The organism is Sphingosinicella sp. (assembly GCF_041916975.1).
Taxonomy (GTDB): domain Bacteria; phylum Pseudomonadota; class Alphaproteobacteria; order Sphingomonadales; family Sphingomonadaceae; genus Sphingosinicella.
The window spans coordinates 588082-605600 of sequence record NZ_JAYRYK010000001.1 but is presented as its reverse complement, the minus strand read 5'-3'; the positions used below and the strand labels follow the sequence as shown (position 1 = coordinate 605600).

General features: G+C 61.4%; 12 protein-coding genes, 1 tRNA gene and 1 pseudogene. 9 read left to right on the top strand and 5 right to left on the bottom strand.

The features are described from left to right. The first annotated feature begins 1 nt into the window (after position 1). The gene (locus ACE3TJ_RS02875) at positions 2–3151 is read left to right on the top strand and encodes an AsmA family protein (RefSeq protein WP_374593658.1); all 3150 of its coding nucleotides are present in this window, start codon (positions 2–4) and stop codon (positions 3149–3151) included. A gap of 6 nt (positions 3152–3157) precedes the next feature. On the opposite strand, the gene rsmD is transcribed toward ACE3TJ_RS02875, so the two are convergent. Next, a complete protein-coding gene (rsmD, locus tag ACE3TJ_RS02870; protein WP_374593656.1) occupies positions 3158–3700 on the bottom strand; it encodes a 16S rRNA (guanine(966)-N(2))-methyltransferase RsmD in 543 nt (180 codons plus the stop codon). Continuing rightward, a complete protein-coding gene (locus ACE3TJ_RS02865; protein ID WP_374593654.1) occupies positions 3697–4467 on the bottom strand; it encodes a pseudouridine synthase in 771 nt (256 codons plus the stop codon). The genes rsmD and ACE3TJ_RS02865 overlap by 4 nt, the downstream gene beginning before the upstream one ends. Before the next feature lie 413 nt (positions 4468–4880). On the opposite strand from ACE3TJ_RS02865, the gene ACE3TJ_RS02860 reads away from it, so the two are divergent. Together ACE3TJ_RS02860 and ACE3TJ_RS02855 are read left to right on the top strand one after the other, a co-directional pair. Then, positions 4881–4965, top strand: a tRNA-Leu gene (locus tag ACE3TJ_RS02860). 157 nt (positions 4966–5122) lie between these two features. Next, complete coding sequence (locus ACE3TJ_RS02855) at positions 5123–6343, top strand: tyrosine-type recombinase/integrase (protein ID WP_374599283.1); 1221 nt, start codon at positions 5123–5125, stop codon at positions 6341–6343. A 126-nt stretch (positions 6344–6469) separates the two neighbouring features. Here ACE3TJ_RS02855 and ACE3TJ_RS02850 read toward each other — a convergent pair whose 3' ends face one another. Continuing rightward, positions 6470–7336 (bottom strand): abortive infection family protein, encoded by an 867-nt coding sequence (locus tag ACE3TJ_RS02850; RefSeq protein WP_374593652.1) that lies wholly within the window; start codon positions 7334–7336, stop codon positions 6470–6472. 114 nt (positions 7337–7450) lie between these two features. Between ACE3TJ_RS02850 and ACE3TJ_RS02845 the strand changes: the two genes are divergently transcribed. Both ACE3TJ_RS02845 and ACE3TJ_RS02840 read left to right on the top strand, forming a co-directional pair. Continuing rightward, positions 7451–8470, top strand: a complete 1020-nt coding sequence (locus tag ACE3TJ_RS02845; protein ID WP_374593650.1) for a hypothetical protein — start codon at positions 7451–7453, stop codon at positions 8468–8470. A 527-nt stretch (positions 8471–8997) separates the two neighbouring features. Further along, positions 8998–9915, top strand: coding sequence for a HEPN domain-containing protein (locus ACE3TJ_RS02840; protein ID WP_374593648.1), 918 nt, complete (start codon positions 8998–9000; stop codon positions 9913–9915). Between the two features lie 238 nt (positions 9916–10153). Here ACE3TJ_RS02840 and ACE3TJ_RS02835 read toward each other — a convergent pair. Further along, a pseudogene (locus ACE3TJ_RS02835) lies at positions 10154–10456 on the bottom strand (HU family DNA-binding protein); the annotation flags it as partial. A 547-nt stretch (positions 10457–11003) separates the two neighbouring features. On the opposite strand from ACE3TJ_RS02835, the gene rlxS reads away from it, so the two are divergent. From rlxS to ACE3TJ_RS02815, 4 genes are all read left to right on the top strand, one after another. After that, positions 11004–12938: a relaxase/mobilization nuclease RlxS gene (gene rlxS / locus ACE3TJ_RS02830; protein WP_374593646.1), complete on the top strand. Its 1935-nt coding sequence runs from the start codon at positions 11004–11006 to the stop codon at positions 12936–12938. 15 nt (positions 12939–12953) lie between these two features. Continuing rightward, positions 12954–13427, top strand: a complete 474-nt coding sequence (locus ACE3TJ_RS02825) for a ribbon-helix-helix protein, CopG family (protein ID WP_374593644.1) — start codon at positions 12954–12956, stop codon at positions 13425–13427. Next, entirely contained in the window at positions 13424–13624 is a 201-nt protein-coding gene (locus ACE3TJ_RS02820; RefSeq protein WP_374593642.1) for a helix-turn-helix domain-containing protein, read from the top strand. The genes ACE3TJ_RS02825 and ACE3TJ_RS02820 overlap by 4 nt, the downstream gene beginning before the upstream one ends. A gap of 151 nt (positions 13625–13775) precedes the next feature. Beyond that, positions 13776–15074 (top strand): hypothetical protein, encoded by a 1299-nt coding sequence (locus ACE3TJ_RS02815; RefSeq protein WP_374593640.1) that lies wholly within the window; start codon positions 13776–13778, stop codon positions 15072–15074. A 404-nt stretch (positions 15075–15478) separates the two neighbouring features. On the opposite strand, the gene ACE3TJ_RS02810 is transcribed toward ACE3TJ_RS02815, so the two are convergent. Next, positions 15479–17470: a serine hydrolase domain-containing protein gene (locus ACE3TJ_RS02810; protein ID WP_374593638.1), complete on the bottom strand. Its 1992-nt coding sequence runs from the start codon at positions 17468–17470 to the stop codon at positions 15479–15481. Between the last annotated feature and the right edge of the window lie 49 nt (positions 17471–17519).

Below are 17519 nucleotides of genomic sequence, written 5' to 3'. Positions count from 1 at the left end.
TGTGAACGGAAGCGCAATGCGGAAGACGTGGATCGGGTTCGGAGCGGTGGCGGGAACGGCGGCGGTTGTTGCGATCGTGCCGTATTTCATCGACTGGAACTGGTTCAAGCCGCAGCTTGTTACGGCCGTGGAAGAAGCAACCGGCTATGATGTGGAGGTGGCGGGCGACATCGGCTTTTCACTGCTGCCGAGCCCGCGCCTTTCTGCCGAAGGCCTCACCGTCACCGGCTTCGGGCCGAGCCGCGAGCCGCTGGTGAAGGCGGAAAAGCTCTCCGCCGCTGTCGCCTTCCTGCCGCTGCTCTCGAAGCGGGCGGAGGTGAAGTATATCGCGCTCGAAACGCCCGTCGTGCGCATCATCAGCTATGCCGACGGCACCAGCAACTGGTCCGATCCCGCCAAGGAGGACGCGGAATCGTCGGGGGGGGAACTCTCGATCGAGGATTTCCGCATCGAGAAGGGCACGTTCATCATGCAGTCGCCCGAGGGCGAGCCGACGCGGGTGGACGATATCGACATGAACGTCGCCATCGCAAGCGCGGCTGGGCCGTACACGGTGGAGGGTTCGCTCCGGTACGGCGCGATGCCGGTGACGCTGAAGGCGGCCTACGAGCAGGGCGGCCTCAAGCTCGACGCGACGCTCGCGAAGGCGGGGACGATCGCCTTTGCGGGCCGGATCGGCGAGGCCGAGGGCGATGCCGCGACGCCGGTTTCGGGTAGGCTCACCGTCAGTGGCGAAAAGCTGGGAGACCTGCTTGCGGCGTTCAGCGGCGAAGAGGCGTCCAAGGCGCTCGCCTACGCCAAGCCCGTACAGCTCAAGGCGTCGATCGAGGGTACGGCGGACCAGCTTCGCTTCGCCGATGTCAGCGGAACCGTGGCGGGATCGAAATTCGGCGGTGCGTTCGATGTGGAGCGCGGCGCGCGCACCGCGATCAGCGGCCGGTTGATCATCGATGCGCTGAACGCGGCGGATTGGATATCGGGCGAAAAGAAGGACGATAACAAGGAGCCGTTCGAGCTTCCCGAGACGATCGACGCCGATGTGCTCGTGCGCGTGAACGATGCGCGTTACGACACGATGCAGCTTGGCGCGGTGAATGCGCCGGTGAAGCTCGCGAACCGTGTGGTGACGCTCGGCGATACAAGGCTCGCGCTCGCGGGTGGGGGCAGCGCTGTTTTGCGCGGTATCCTTGATGCAGCGGATGGCGATCCGCGCTTCCGGGGCCGCTTCGGCACAAGCCTGCCGCGCCCGGCGCAGACGCTCGCGGCGTTCGGCACGGACGGCTACACGTCGCTGCCGCCCGCGACGCTCGGCGGCACGATCGAATATCGCGACGATGCCGTCACCCTCGGCGACCTGCGCGGAACGCTGGATGGCAAATCGGTCGCCGGCAAGGTTCACTACCCGCTGGGAGAAACGCTGCCGATCGACGTGACGCTCGGCCTGCAAGGGCTGAACTGGGATCGCGTGGTTTCCAAGCCATCGACGAGCGCCAAGGCGGGCGATGCTTTCGCGCGCACCGTGAATTTCGATGTGCGACTCGGCGAACTGCTGATGGGCGGTAACCGCTACGGCGGCATCGCGGCCAAGGGCAGCTACGCCGCCGACAAGGTGACGCTGGCGCAGGCGGTGGTGCAGGAGGCGCTCGGCTTCGGGATCACGGCGAAAGGCAGCATCGACAAGCTCTCCGCCGACCGCCGCGCCGACCTCGCGCTCGGCCTTGCGGGCGAGGGCGTGAAGGGTGCGATCACGGTGAAAGGGCCGATGTCGAAGCTCGATGTCGGCGGCGCGGTCACCTATGCGGGCGCGGAAATCGGGCTCAACGGCTGGGTGCGGACGGAGCCGGACGTTGCCTACCAGCTTGCGGCCTCGGCGAAGGCGCCGGAGGCGGGCGTGGTGCTCGCACGACTTCAGGACGAGCCGCGTGGGGCGAAGCTCGGGCCTCTCGATCTCGGGATGCAGATCGCAGGCGCGGGCGACGTTGCGAAGATCACCGGCATTGCGGGCAAGATCGGCGGAATGACGCTTTCGGGTGACGCGTCCGTCAACACGGGCGGTTCGGTGCCGGTGGTGAACGCCGTGCTGAAAGCGGGCGTCGTGCCCGTGCTCGCGCTGATGGGCGACGACGGCACGGGCGCGGCGGAGGCGGCAAGCGGAAAGGGCGCGCGCTGGTCTTCGGAGCCGCTGTCGTTCGACTGGATCCGGAATTTCGATGGCCGTATCGCGCTGACGGCGGAGCGGGCGAACTACGATGCCTATGTGCTCGAGAAGCCTTCGCTCGCGCTCTTCAGCAAGGGCGGGACGCTGAATATCGAAGGCTTGAAGGGTGGCCTCTATGGTGGCACCTTCACAGCCTCCGGTACGCTCACATCGGGCGACGCGCAGGGCATGGCGCTGAAGGTCGCGCTGAGCGGTGTGCCGGTGGAGCCGTCCCTTAAGGCCGCGATGGCGAGCGCGCCCGCGACCGGCACGTTCGACATGACCGCGAACGTCACCGCGCGCGGCCGTTCGCAGAAGGCGCTGATGTCCTCCCTTGCCGGGCCGGTTAGGCTGGCCGCGACGAACGGCGTGATCCGCAAGGTGAACCTGAAGGCGCTCGACGAGGAACTGAACGATCTGCGCTCGCTCGACAGTTTCGCCCGTTTCGCGGGTACGGCGCTGAAAGGCGGCGAAACGCAGTATCGTACGCTTGCCATCGACGCGACCGGTAAGGGCGGCCGCTTCAATATCGACACGGTGACGAGCGATATGGACGGCGGCAGTGTGACCGCGAAGGGCTATGTCGACATGGGCGCGTGGTATGCGGACAGCGTCGCCACGATCCGCCTCGGCAGCCACAAGGATGCGCCTGCGATTCCGGCCACCATCAAGGGCCCGCTGCCGGTGCCGGAGGTGAAATACTCGCTCGGGCCGCTGCAAACGTGGTTCGGCAAGCGCATCGCACTCGTTGGCATCAAGGCGGCGGTGGGCGGCGACAAACTCGATCTCGGCACACTTATCGGCGGCAAGAAGCAGCAGGCGCCGGCCATCGCGGAAGGCGAGGCGCCCGCCGAAGCCGCGCCGCAGAAGAGCGTGGAGGATGAACTCGGCACTGCGCTCGGCAAGGGCATCGGCAAATTGTTCGGGAAGAAGAAACCGGCCGAGGAGCAGTAGGACGGGTTACAGCGGCCGGAGCAAATGGAGGCAGGCCTTGCCGACGTTTCGCACTGCATCCACGGCATAGCCTTCCGGTCCCAGTGATTCGTCGCGGCTGGTTTCCACGCTGATCCATGCGCCGGGGGCGAGCCAGCCGCCCTGTCGCAATGCTGCGAGCGCCTGTTCCGCGAGACCCTTGCCGTAGGGTGGGTCAAGGAGCACGAGATCGTGCGGTGCAACGGCTGTGCCCGGCGTATCCGCGCTTCGCGCCAGCACGTCGGTGCGATCGGCGGCGCCGAGCTTGGTGATATTGGTCTTGAGCGCGGCGAGCGCGGCGCGGTCCGTCTCGATGAACGTCGCGTGCGCTGCGCCGCGCGACAGGGCTTCAAGCCCTAGCGCGCCCGTGCCAGCGAACAGGTCGGCGACGCGCAGGCCCTCGAACGTGCCGAGGCGGCTCGTCAGCATCGAGAACAAGGTTTCGCGCGTCCGATCGGCCGTGGGGCGTGTTTCGGCGCCCGCGGGCGCGACGAGCGGGCGGCCGCGCCATGCGCCGGCAATGATCCTCATTTGCCGGGAAGGCGGCTCCGGAACCGCGAAACGATGTCGTCGGGCACCTGCTCAACGCCGCGCACCGGAAGTTCGCCCAGTTCGAACGGGCCGTAGCTGACGCGGATCAGCCGCGCGACCTTGAGGCCGAGATGCTCCAGCACCTTGCGGACCTCGCGATTCTTGCCTTCGGTGATCGTGATCACGAGCCACGCATAGGCGCCCGACTTGTGCTCGATATCGGCATTAATCGATCCGTAGCGCACGCCTTCGATGGTGACACCTTCCGCAAGCGCTTCGAGCGAGCGGGCATTCACGCTGCCGAACACGCGCACGCGATAACGGCGTATCAGCGCGTTCGCCGGCAATTCCATCGCGCGCTTGAGTTCGCCATCGTTGGTGAGCAGCAGCAGGCCTTCGGTGTTCATGTCGAGGCGGCCGATGGTGACGAGGCGGGGCAAATCCTTGGGCAGCAGGTCGTAAATCGTGGCGCGGCCCTTGGGGTCACGCGCGGTCGTCAGGCAGCCGGTCGGCTTGTGGAAGAAATAGAGGCGCGTCGCGCTCGCGGCGGCGACGGGGTTCCCGTCCAACGTGACCTCGGCGAGCGAGGTGAGGTTGAGCGCGGGCGAGGTGAGCACCGTGCCCGCCACCGAAACGCGCCCTTCCGCAATCATCCGTTCGATATCGCGGCGCGAGCCCACGCCTGCGCGCGCGAGCAGCTTGGCAATGCGCTGCGGCGCACCCGGACGATGCGCGGCCGGCGTCGCAGAGCTTTCGGAGCGACGCATCGGGCGCTCATCCGTACGCCGCGAAGGGCGTCCATCCGCGCGACGGGAGGGCCGATCATCGGCCTCGAACCGGCGGCCTGGGCGCGGGCCACGATCGCCAGGCTTTCCCGTCCGTTCATTGGCGCCGCGTTCCAGAGGTGTACGTTCACGGGGCGTGCGTTCACGGACGGGCCGTCCGGTACCGCGTTCGCCGGCGCGTTCCGCAGTGCGCGGACCATCGGAAACGCGGTCGTGGTCCGCCGGGCGGCGCGGACGCTGGGGTTTGCCGTCCGATGGCGGGCGGGCAGGGCCGCCGGCTTTTGATGGACGGCGCGGCGGACCGAAGCGGCGAGGGGGTTTCGTCATGCCGATCACCTGAACCCGCAGCGAACAATTGGCAAGCCCGCCGCTTTCGGCTAGTGGCATTCCGCCTGGCCCCTGTGGCGGAATTGGTAGACGCGCTCGACTCAAAATCGAGTTTCGCAAGAAGTGTCGGTTCGAGTCCGACCGGGGGCACCAGAGACCGTCCGTAGACGTCCATTTTCGTCCGCCAAGTGGCTTTTTCCTGTATTATTTTTGCTATGGTGTCCGCACTTAATCGGGCAAATTCGCCCGATACCACGACGATACCATGGTATTTTTCGTGGTATCGAGTTGCCCTCCTGAAGGAGGTACCATGCGACTCTCAGCGCTGGCGATCCGCAACGCGAAACCGCGTGACACACCCTACAAGCTCGGCGACGGGCACGGTCTCTATCTACTCGTAAAGCCGAGCGGCACCCGCCTCTGGCGGATGAACTACGTATATATGGGGCGGCAGAAGACACTATCCTTTGGTGAGTGGCCTTTGCTCAGCCTCGCCGAAGCGCGCGTGAAGCGCGACGAGGCCCGGCGCATCCTCGCGGCCGGGCTCGATCCGTCCGAGGAGCGGAAGCTGGAGCAGATGCGCGCGGAGCTTGCGGCTAGCAACACGTTCCGGGCGATTGCCGAGGAATGGTACCTCAAGAACGAACGCGAAGGCCTTTCAAGCCTCACGCTGGCGAAAATCCGCTGGCTCCTCGACAAGGCGTACGCGACGCTCGCCAACCGCCCTATCACGGAGATCGGTGCGCAGGAGGTGCTTATGGTCCTCCGGCGCATAGAGGCTGCGAAACATTACGAGAGCGCCAAACGGATGCGCAGCATCATCAGCCGCGTGTTCCGCTACGCCATCGCCACGGCGAGAGCCGACCGGGACGTCGCCGCGGACCTGCGCGGGGCGCTGGTAACACCGAAAGTCAAACACCACGCCGCCATTACCGACCCGGCAGAGGCGGGTGGTCTGTTGCGGGCCATTGCCGGATATAACGGTCACACCATCACGAAAATCGCGTTGGAAATGTCCGCGCACGTGTTTGTGCGTCCGGGTGAACTACGTCAGGCCGAGTGGCCGGAATTCGACTTCGACAGGGCGTTGTGGGTAGTTCCGGCCGAAAAGATGAAGATGCGCCGTCCGCACCGGGTGCCGCTTTCGCGGCAGGTGCTGGTACTTCTCGACCAACTGAAGCCGCTCACCGGGCACGGCCGCTATGTGTTTCCGTCGTTTCATACGCCACGGCGCCCGATGTCTGAGAACACTGTGAACACGGCGCTAAGGCGTCTTGGCTACGCCCACGATGAGATGACGGCTCACGGGTTCCGGGCGATGGCGGCTACGCTACTTAATGAGATGAGCATCTGGAACGCCGATGCCATCGAGCGGCAACTCGCCCACATGGAGAACAATGGTGTCCGCCGCGCCTACACGCGCGGCGAATACTGGGAAGAGCGCATCCGCATGATGCAGCACTGGTCGGATTACCTCGATCAACTTCGCGACGGGGCAAAGGTGATCAGGGTGAAGTTCGGAGGGGCGTAAAACGGCGGCTGCGCAGGGACAGGCAGCTTTCGGATTGTCTCGTGGGATGGCTGCCATTCTCAACGAAAGGGCGGCCGGCGCGTGCCGCTGGATTGACGACCTAGCGAGCGGCAGAGAGAGGTTGAATCAATTGCGCCCATTCTCACTGGTGGCTTCCAGGTGCGTCTGAAAGGCAAAGGTAACAAGCGCACTTGCGGCCCCGACCGCAAGACGCGCATGGCGCGAGCCGACACCGCGCACCTTGCCGTCGCGGCCATGGCCGGTGCCATAGAGACTGCGCACTTCCGCCAATCCCTGCACGACTGTCGCCAGGTTGCTCAGGAGGACCTTGATGGCCCTTGCTCCTTTGGCGGCATCCGGCACGTCATCGGGCAGGAGTTTGAGGGCGGCGAAGGCCTTCTTGCCAAGCTGGGGGAGGTCCTCCTTGTCGTAGGTGATGTGGCGTTCGCGTAGGATCGTCTTGAAACAGCTTTCGACCAGTTCCTTGGCGGTGCCGATCGCCAAAGCGGGATCGGCGTCGATTGACGCCTCGATGCGCTTGATCTGGTCGGTGATGTGGGCGGCATCGAACTGCTCCGCGATCGCTTTGGCGTCGGCAAGCCTTGCAGCGGCAGTGACGGGCACGATGGTGCCTGCACGGTATTCATAGCCATCGCGCGCTAGCTGCTGCTGGAACTTTCCCAGCTGCTGGCGATGATAGGTGTCATCAGCGCTGCTCCACGGGTAGGTCTCGCCTATCGCCCGTTCAAGATTCCCCATGAACACGGCTACGACGGTAAGGAATTTACGAATGTCGGAGGGGGCGGTGAAGTCCAGGCCGTTGTAGTAGGATTGAACCATCTGGCGCCGTTGGCCTTGTTGCAGGCCAGTTTGCTTGGGCGGAGGGCCGAGCGGCACCGCGGCTGCTTCAAATTCATCTTCGATTTCACGCAGGACGGAATTTGCCGACAGGTATTCCATTAGCAGGTTACGAAGGCGACGGCTGATTTCCATAACCCAATTGTGGCAAAATGCCCCTATTTTGCAATAGCGTCAGAGCTGTTGCGGCTTATAGTGGAACAGCTGGTCAAAATAGGGCAGAATAATCGACGATAGGGACGCGACTGCATGGAATCCGAGAGAAAATCTTTCCCTGAACTGAAGATCCCGAAGGTTTCTATTGGCGAAATCGCGCCGCACGGCGAGTTGTTCCAGCGGAGTCTGAGTGTCGGTGCATTGCGCGATCTCGACGCGGCGGATGAAGAGGGCGATCTGCCAGCAGATGAACTGGCGAGCTTGGTGATCGTCGCACTGATTTGCACCGGTGATGACGCGCCTTTGTCTCGTGAAGAGGTGGGCGCATTGGATGCCGATGCGCGGCACACCATTGTGCGGGCCATCATCGCGAAGAACCGCGACTGGTTTGTCGAGGATCGAAACGAGAAAGGGAATGGCACTGATCTTGCCAAGCTCTGCGTGCCGATGGAGCAGGGCAAGGAGGAGAGCGACGAAGAGTTTCTGGCGCGGGGCGTTCGTGCAGAGCTCGCCGCAAAGGAGGCGCGGCTTAAGGGCATGTTGAATGGCCTCAGCGAGCGTATGCAGGGGGTCATCGGTCCAAGCCTTGTGGCCAATATGGGCGCGTCCCGTTCCCTATCGCACCTGCTCGATTCAATGCGGCCAGAGCCTGCAACTCTGCGGATTCCGGAGTTACCGCGCAATCCGATCCATGACACGAATGAGATATTGGGCGAAGTTGCGAGCCAAATCGGCCAAATGCGTGATCTGGCGGCGGCTACCGCAGAGATGCAACGCACCTTGAATGCCACAGCTTCCGCTGCGGTGACTGATTTCAGCGCGGGCGCGGATAAGTCCTTCACGGCCGCCAAGCAAAGTCTCAAGATTGCCAAAGCCACGCTGGCCGCGACGATCCTGGCGGCGTTCGTTTCGGTCGTGGCTTTGTGCATTTCGGTCATGTCTATCAATAGCCAGAATGCGGGGGTAGAGACGCGCCAAGCGGCGCTGCAAATGCAGACAGAGCGGCTGACGGCAACCCAGACCGAGCTCGTGCGCAGAATAGGAGAGCTCCCACCGGTAATTAACGAAATGCCCGGCGATGCTAGTGCGGCCGCGAAAGCTGAGGGAAAGTAGCGCGGACACAGTCCGCGAAACTGACTGGCGGAGAATATAATGCAACAGCGAAGGCGCGTTTGTGTCAGACTAAGTGAATGAAAGTCCGCTTTCAGATTGTCAGCCCAACTTTGGACAGTCCCAAGTGTCCCTATCCACAGCCATGAGGATGGTGGCCGTTCAGCGCACGTTTTTCGGAGCCTGCGATGGGCATCGAATGACGGAAATCTGGTGGGAGGCGGTCATAAAGTACGTACTCCAATATAGTGCCGTCCCGCTTTGGCGGTTCGAAACGTGTCTGATCTGGCTCCCGCGCGGTGTGTGCGGGTCGCTATGCCTTTGGTCCGGCCGTGCCGGTCCTGCAACCCGCTGACGCGGGTCTTCCACTCCCGTTCCAGCCCTTCGGGTGCAGCCCGGCCCTTGGGGCCGACCTGTGGGCGCTCCGCCGCCCACCCCGCTCTGCCGCCGCGTGCGGCTATTGGGGAAGAGGTGGTTGCTGCGTGTGATTGTGCTTGGCAAGGCGCTGATTAGAAGCGAGTCTGTGTGTGATGAAGAGCATTGACGATCCCGGTATTGCGCTGCCCGAGAGCAAGTGGCGCGAGCTTGCGCGCGTCGTCGCGCTGCTGCGCGAAGGGTTCGCCGAGGCGGTCGCCGAACGGCGCGCACCGCGCTTCCGCGACGGCAAGCTGCTCAAGATCATCCTGTTCGGCAGCTACGCGCGCGGCGACTGGGTGGAAGACCCGGTCGGCCGCTACTTCTCCGACTACGACATCCTTGTCGTCGTCGATCACGAAGACCTGACCGACGTTCCCGAGTTCTGGCTGAAGACAGAGGACCGGCTGCTTGCCGAGGTCGGCGAGGGCAAGGTCAGGACGCCCGTCAGCGTGATCTACCACAGCCTCGACGACGTGAACGACCAGCTCAAGCTCGGGCGGTACTTCTTTGCCGACATCGTCAAGGACGGCATCGTGCTGTTCGAGGAGCCCGGCCATCCGTTCGAAACGCCGCGCAAACTGACCCCCGCCGAAGCGCTTAAGGAGACGGAGGACTATTACGAAGAGTGGTTCAAAAGTGCCGAAAACTTCGATGCATTAGCGCATGATGCGATTGATAAGGCCATGCTCAAAGAAGCTGCGTTCCTTATCCATCAGGCCACCGAACGTTACTATCACACACTCTTTCTCGTCCGCACCCTGTACAGCCCGAAGACGCACAACCTGAACCGGCTGCGGTCGCAGACCGAGGCGCTGGAGCCCCGGCTTCGCGAAGTATGGCCAGGCTCGACCAAGTTCGAGCGGCGCTGCTACGAGCTGCTGCGCGCGGCCTATGTGAAGGCGCGCTACTCGCGGCATTACCGTATCACCGCCGAGGAACTGGACTGGATCGGCAGCCGCGTCGAGGTGCTGCGGGGCCTCATCGAGGAGCTTTGCCTGAAGCGTTTGGGCGAGCTCGAACGCGCCGCCTGAACTGCCGGAAGGACGAAGTTGCCGCGCCGTATCCGGCGCCATAGGCTGGGCGCCATTATTCCCCCTTTCATGAACTGAACGCCGGCCTTTTGGGGCCGGCGTTTTCTTGTTCGATGTCAGGCGACGGAACCGGACTGATGTCCCGTCGTTCCGCTTTCCTCCACCGACTTCCGGTGCGGCCGCCAGCATCCAACTGCCCCCGGATGCTGGCGGCCAAGTCTCGAAAGCCGTGTCGGCCTTAGCCGTTCAGCCGGTCCTTGACCGCCTTGGCGGGGCTGAATGTGAGCTTGTTCGAGGCCGCGATCGTCATCGCCGCGCCGGTCGCCGGGTTGCGGCCTTCGCGCGCCGGTGAGGCCTTCACCTTGAACTTGCCGAAGCCGTTCAGCGATACTTCCTCGCCCTTGGCGGCGGCGTCGGTGATCGCGGCGAACACCGCATCGACGGCCTTGCGCGCATCGGTCTTCGTGGTCCCCAGCGTCTCGGCAAGCGCTTCGGCGAGGTCGGCATTGTTCATGTCTGAGCTCCAATATCGTTGTGGAAAGCCCGTCTGACGGCCTGCGGAATCGCTGTCAAACGAACATGTCGCGAGCGCGTTCGGGCGTTCAAAAAAGCGTGCCCAAACACACGAATCGCCACGCTTCGTGCTGCGTTATGCTGTGCAGCAATCCGCAAGGTTCGGCGGGACTTGCGCAAACTTTGGCGGAAAGCGCGCAAAGCGTCGCGTCCGTGCCCATCCAATCCTGCCGAGATACCCCACGGCACCGGCAAAATGCTCGAGTTTAGGTCCGCGCGTAACCATCGGGGTCCATACCCGTCCATAGGGCTGCGGACGGGTGGTGGCAGCATGGGGCGCGAAGGGCAGAAGGGAGGCACGGCAAGATAGAAAACCGTGCCTCCCTTTGGGCGGCAAGTCGTTGTCTGCACATCGTTTTTATTAGAGGTGGTTTTGCACCCAGCCCTCCACGTGCGAGACAGATTGCGCGGAAAGCCGCAGCAATACTGGCTTATAGCGCGAGGGTCTTTGGAGGTTCTTGACCGGATCGTCCGGGTTCGCCCTCATCCTGGCTTTTGATGCCGGAGACAGGCGGATGGCAGGCGGCGACGACTTCGAACTCTGGCTCGGGCGCATCGGAACCCCGCCGATGCGCACGCGGCTCGCGAAGGCGGCTGCGCTTACGGGACGCAGGGCGAGGCGGGGCCGGTCAGGCTCAAAGTTTACTGGCGCACGCATCGGGCGCGGCGGCGGCGTCGCAAGCGTGCTGCGGACGCGTGGCGCGAGCCATCGCCGCGTCGTCGTCAAGGCGCGCATCGTGAAGCTCGGCAAGGGGATGTCGGCGGCGCGTGCGCACGTGCGCTATCTCGAGCGCGACGGCACGACGCGCGAGGGCGAGAAGGGACGGCTGTACGGCGCCGAGGCGGATGGCGTCTCGGGGAAGGCCTTCCTCGAACGCTCGGCGGGCGACCGTCATCAGTTCCGGCTCATCGTCGCCCCCGAGGACGGCGACAAATACGAAGACCTGAAGCCGGTCGTGCGGCGGCTGATGACCGACATGGAAGAGGATCTGGGCACCAGGCTCGACTGGGTCGCGGTCGATCACTTCAACACCGGCCATCCGCACAGCCATGTCATCGTTCGCGGCAAGGACGAACGCGGCCACGACCTCATCATCGCCAGGGACTATATCACGCACGGCATCCGTACCCGCGCCGAAGCGATCGTCAGCCTCGATCTTGGACCTAGAACCGAGCAGGAGATCGTCGCGACGGCCACGCGCCAGGTGGACGCCGAACGCTACACGGGTCTCGACCGGAAGCTTGAGCATGCGCGCGGCGATGACGGTCTCGTGCATCCCGGCCACCGCGACGGCACCGAGCAGGCACTGCGCACGCGGCGGCTGCACAAGCTCGCGCGGCTGCGCCTGGCCGAAGAGGTGCGCCCCGGCTGGTGGAAGCTTGATGAGAACTTGGAGCCGACACTCCGCCGCATGGGCGAGAAGGGTGACATCATCCGCACGATGCAGCGACAGCTCACGGCCCACTGCTTGGCAAGGTCTCCGGCCGAGCAGCGCATCCACGAGCCGGCGACCATGGAAACTGTCGTCGGCAAGGTCCTCGCGCGCGGGCTCTCCGACGAGCACGCCGACCGGCAGTACCTCATCGTCGACGGGCTTGGCGGCGAGGTTCACTATGTCGACATCGGTCAGGTGAGCACCGAGACCGGGCACGGCAGCATCGTGCGCGTAGTGCCGACGCGGTTCGGGGTGCGCGATGCAGACCGCGCCGTCGCCGAGGTCGCCGCCGCGAGCGGCGGGCGGTACAGCATCGACCTGCACCTGAAGCACGACGCGCGCGCGACCGAAGACTTTGCCGAGGCGCATGTGCGGCGGCTCGAAGCTATGCGGCGCAAGACGGGCGGGGTCAGCCGCGAGCCCGACGGCACGTGGATCATCGCCGAGGATCACCTGAGCAGGGCGCAAGCCTACGAGGCGGCGCTCGCGAGCGACCGGCCCGTCACCATCGAGGTGCTATCGTCAAAGCCGCTCGAACAGCTGCCCGGCCACGACGGCGAGACGTGGCTCGACCGGGAGCTCGCGTCACGCGCCCCCGAAGCGCTCGGACGCGGGTTCGGCGCGGAGGTGCGCGCGGCGCTCAGGCAGCGGATGCTCTGGCTGGAACGCGATGGGCTGGGGCACGTCGAGGGCGAGGTGTTCACGCTGGCGCCCGGCGCGCTTGCCGCGCTCCGGCAGCGCGAGCTCGGCCGCGTCGCCGTGCAGCTGTCGTCCGAGCTGGGCCTTTCCCACACACCGGCCCGCACCCGCGACCACATCGAGGGCAAGGTGGGGCGCAGCGTCATGGTCGGCGACCACAAATACAGTATCATCGAGAAGAGCCGCGAGTTCGCGCTGGTGCCCTGGCGCCCCGTGCTCGAACGCGGCATCGGAAAGCAGGTCTCCGGCATCGTGCGCGAAAGCGGCATCAGCTGGACGATCAAGCGCAGCCGGGGGCTCTCGATCGGCATGTAAGGATCGGTGCCAAGCTTGGCGGCCGAAAGGCGGTTCGTGACGGCGGCGAGGCCGTATGCGCCCGCGCGAAGCGGCGCGATACTCGTTCCCATGAAGACGCGGCACCAGTTCTACCTTCCCGATGACCTCACCGAGCAGCTGCACACGCTCGCGAAAAAGCCCGGCGCGTCGAAGACGCAGATCCTCACCGATGCGCTGCGCGCCTGGATCGATCGCAAGGCTACGCGCGAGCTCGACGCCCGGTTCGGCCCCAAGCTCGACCGGCTTGCCACATACGCCGACGCCAACAAACACGGCATCGACGTCATCACCGAGATGCTGGCGCTGTTCATCCAGCACCAGCTCACGCTCGTCGCGCATCATCCGCCGTTCGATGACGATGTGCAGCGCCTCGGAGGCGAGCGCATCGATGCGTTCCTCGAACTTGTCGAGCGGCGGCTCGGCGGCAAGGGCAAGCGGCAGCGCCTGCTTGGAGAGGACAGGCCGTGAGCATCGACCCCGCCCCGCACCCGATCACCGTGCGCATCCCCGAGGCCTGCCGGATAACCGGGATCGGGCGGTCGAAGCTCTACGAACTCATCAAGGCCGGGGACATACCCACGATCAAGGTGGGGAGCATGACGCTTGTACCGATCAAGGGGCTAGAGGGGTTTCTGGAAGGGGTAGAGAAGAAAGTTAGCGGATAACTGCCTTACCCTCTTGCTGGCCCGTAGTAAGAGGAAATGCACTGGGGATTTTGCAATAAAGCAACCTAGTTTTTCATGATGGCCATTTGATGGAATGGCCTTTAGTTTGCGCTTGTCACCAGCCCTCCACCTTGCCAGTATAGCGCGCTAAATGGCAACAAATCTGCATACTTGGACGCGCGTGACGTGTCTTGATCTACAGCATCTCGGTCAAAATATCGGAAATGCGGCGCTGGACGGTATTAAGTATTGGCCAGAATCTGGGGAAGGGCGAGCAGTTAAGGCTGCTAGCGAACGCCTTTTTCGGCTCCTTGAGAAGACTCATGATCGGAGCGATCTCAATTATGTCTTTGATAATCTTGATTCTGTGATAGCTGAACTAAAGCTTGTCCGAGAAAACAGTTATTTTAAAAGTCATATTTCAAGCAGAATATATAAGGATCGAAGCGGGAATCGTAGAACCTTTAAAGAGTCACTGGATAGCCAAATTGGTGGTTTTGACGCTTTTGCCACAGTTAACCGGCCCAAAAAAGTTGTGTCGAAAGCTGCTAACGAGGAGCCGGAGGGTGAATTTCCACTCACGCCCGCGGCGGGCGATGAAAATTCTGCGCAACAGTTGGATGAGATAACGCCTGAGCAGAAAGCTGGGCCACTCCAGTTTGAAGTGCGAAATAGTGTATTACGTATTAAAAAACAGCCCGGAAGGCTGAATAATGAAGACAAGAAAAGTATTATAGCAGCACGTTCTGCTCTGGAAGAGAATGCTTCTTCTCTGGCTAAGCTTCTTTCTGAATCGAACTGCGACCCTCGTCTTATTGATGTTGTCAAGGAGGTCCATGATATCATTGCGTCGGGTGCGGACGTAATTAGGCTAGGGATTGTCAATTTTACGTGCGATTATTTATTTTCTCGACTTTCTGAGGAAATTCCAGATGTAGCCGCGGCACGCTTTCAAGGTTTAAATGTCGCGATCGGTTTGTATGTCGCACAGTTCCCCGAATGGCATAGGTTCACGGAAAATGCTGCCAAAGCCGAGATTGAGAACGAAGATATTGCCCGGACTTATGACATCGGGAAGGCAATACTTCCGGCGCTGAGGGCAGCCCGAGGACTTGTTGATCCGGAAGTCCCAAAATCTCTAGAGCTGATTTTAGAAGCACTGAAAAATCCAAAGCTCGCTGGTCGCAGAGCTCTATTCGGTGTGATACGAACTCTGGAAAACCTACTGGCAAAAATAATATCGGAATTTGCCAATGCGTTGTGGGCGGTAACGGAGGGCGCTCGCAACGGCGCGAAGAAAGCTACGACAGTGGTTGTTGCCGGCGGGCTGCTGCTAGCGGTGGCGAATACCGCAGCCAACCTTTCTCCAACGGCGGAGAGAGTCATAAAAGCAACGTGGCTGAAACAGGCGGCCGATATTCTCAGGCGAGGTTTGAAAGACGCAGAGTGAGTCCTTCACAACGCGCTCCGGCTGACGTCATTCGAACGGCGAATCGCTGTCCAAATATAGCCATAGATTCCCGCTTTCAGACTCGAACCATTCCGCGAAAAAGTCCCTTGGTATCGGTCATGGTATCGCTTGAAAGGGCTTAAAGGTTGTCGTTTAAAATCAATCAGATAAATTCTAACTTCGAGTCCGACCGGGCTCGATGTCCATAAGCGTCCACATTTGTCCATTCGTGTGCGAAGCGGTTGCGTCGTTGTCATATCACGTGAGGTATGCCGACTTGCCGTTTGTAAATTTAAGAAATGTTATTTTATAATTACAGAATTTCATAAATAAAATGTAATAATAAATTTCTAAATTATAACCATTTTTATGACTAATGGTCATTTTTCTAATTTAGATTATGATTATGGCTTTTGCATATATTTATACTGATGTTGCCCTTCGAATATTGAAAGTGTTTTAATTGATTCTGTCGCGTGTAGAATGAAATCGAAGCGATCCACGCCTGGGTCTATAGTTTTAAATAGGATGGTTCCATCGGGGTTCTTTTTTGTGCCGACCTCAGATGACCAGGCTCCAAAATCAAATATCGTTTTACCCTCTCTGCGAACGACATTAATGGATCCAAGATCAGCGTTTTCGTATCGCTGAGCAAGGAGCCCTGCCAGATTTGGGTCCGCTGGAACAGTGATGGACTGATGACTGCTGTGCCGAGATTTTAATTTCGTTGCAGCGCTGGCAATCTCTGCCGCTGCTTCTGGTCGGCTATCATAGAGCAACTCAATAAGCCGACGCATGGTTGGTTCTAGCAGTAAGCCTCCCGAAGAGGAGTTCGTGAGAATAACAGCGCCTACATTCGCAGAGGGAATGAAAAATATATTGGATGTATAGCCCGGCAGGCTGCCGCCGTGATTGTAAACGGCAATGCCGGAAACATCGATCTCCTCGAGCCCGATTCCGTACCACATGCCCCTGCCGCTGGGGACGATGCGATCCCTGCGGGCTTTGACCGCATCAGCAGCAATAACCTGACGACCATCATACGCTTTGCCCAGAGAAAGTTCAGCCAGGACGTATCGCGTCATATCGCGAACGTTAGACCACGCGCCGCCAGCCGGACGATAGGGCGTAATTGCTGTGTTCAGCCCGAGGCTTGAAACGGCGGAGTGTCCTTCGGCATCCAATCCATGTGGACTTGCATGCTTCGAAGCCAGCGCGCGTTCTGTTGAAAATGTCGTGCTCGTCATGCCAAGGGGGGCGAATACGCGCTCTTGCATGGCTCTGTCGTATGCGGCGCCGAATTCCAGGTCCGGGTACAGTCTGTGGCCACCGATATAGCCGCCGGCGGAAGCCATCAGGTTGCTGTATTGAAAGACCTTGCCAAAGTCGCTCGTCGGCTTGGTGTTTGCAAGCTGAGAGAACGTATCTGTCGCCGGCGTGTCCGGACCGCCTTTGAATATCCAGCCGTAATCCTTACGTGGAAGGCCCGTGCAGGCGCAGACAAGATGCCTTACGAGAACGCGTTTGGTCGTGGCCTCGTCGCCTAGCCTGAACGACGGCAATATATCAACAACCGGCTCATCCCAGGCGAGATCGCCTGTCGCTACCAGTGACGCAAGCATGAGGGTGGTAAGCGGCTTAGTATTCGATGCGATCATGAAGAGCGTATCGGCGTCTACGGGTTGCTTTGTTTCAATGCTCTCGACACCAAGCCCGCCTTCAAAAACGATTTTGCCGTCGCTTATGACAGAGAGCGCAACGCCGGGTACATCCAGCGCGACCATTGCTTCCTTGACGAAAGCCTTGAGCATGTGGACTCGAGCGGCTTTAAAAGGGTGGGCCTTAATCCCAGCCAGATTCTCTTCCTGATAGTCCGCTGTTTGAAGGCCATCGAGTATTTCATCGATTTCCGCACTTCTTTTGCTAATCGTTGCGTCCGAGCCGTCCAAAACCACGATGGTCCACGATCGCGCGCCTTGAAAGACGATCGCTTTTGCGGTGCGTCGTTCGGCGGGAGATAGGGAAAATGTGAATTCTGTTCGCCCTATCCACCCGCCTTTGGGTGGCAGAGGAATAACTGTCGCTATCGCGCGAGCTGTTACAGGAGGCAATTTTGTCGCTGCGCTTCTAAGTGCCTCGATCGCCGAACGGGAGGTTGTCTGCGTGATGGTGACGACCGTATCTCCCTCAGGCGCTTCAATCGTCGCAACTGCCCTGTCAATAACGCGCCAGGAAGTCGGGGCTTGAATGCGTACGCCGAATGCAAGCAGGCGCGAGGTCGTAGCGCGCAAGTTTTCGGCGGAGGAACTCGCTGCCGATGCGACCAGCATAGGCGCTAATATTAATAGCCCCAGGAAAACGCGGACGAAAGCGAGGTAAAATGTTTTGATTGCCATAGGAAAAGCCCTTCGGCTCGGAAGCGGCCGCAGCGTCGAGACACAATGC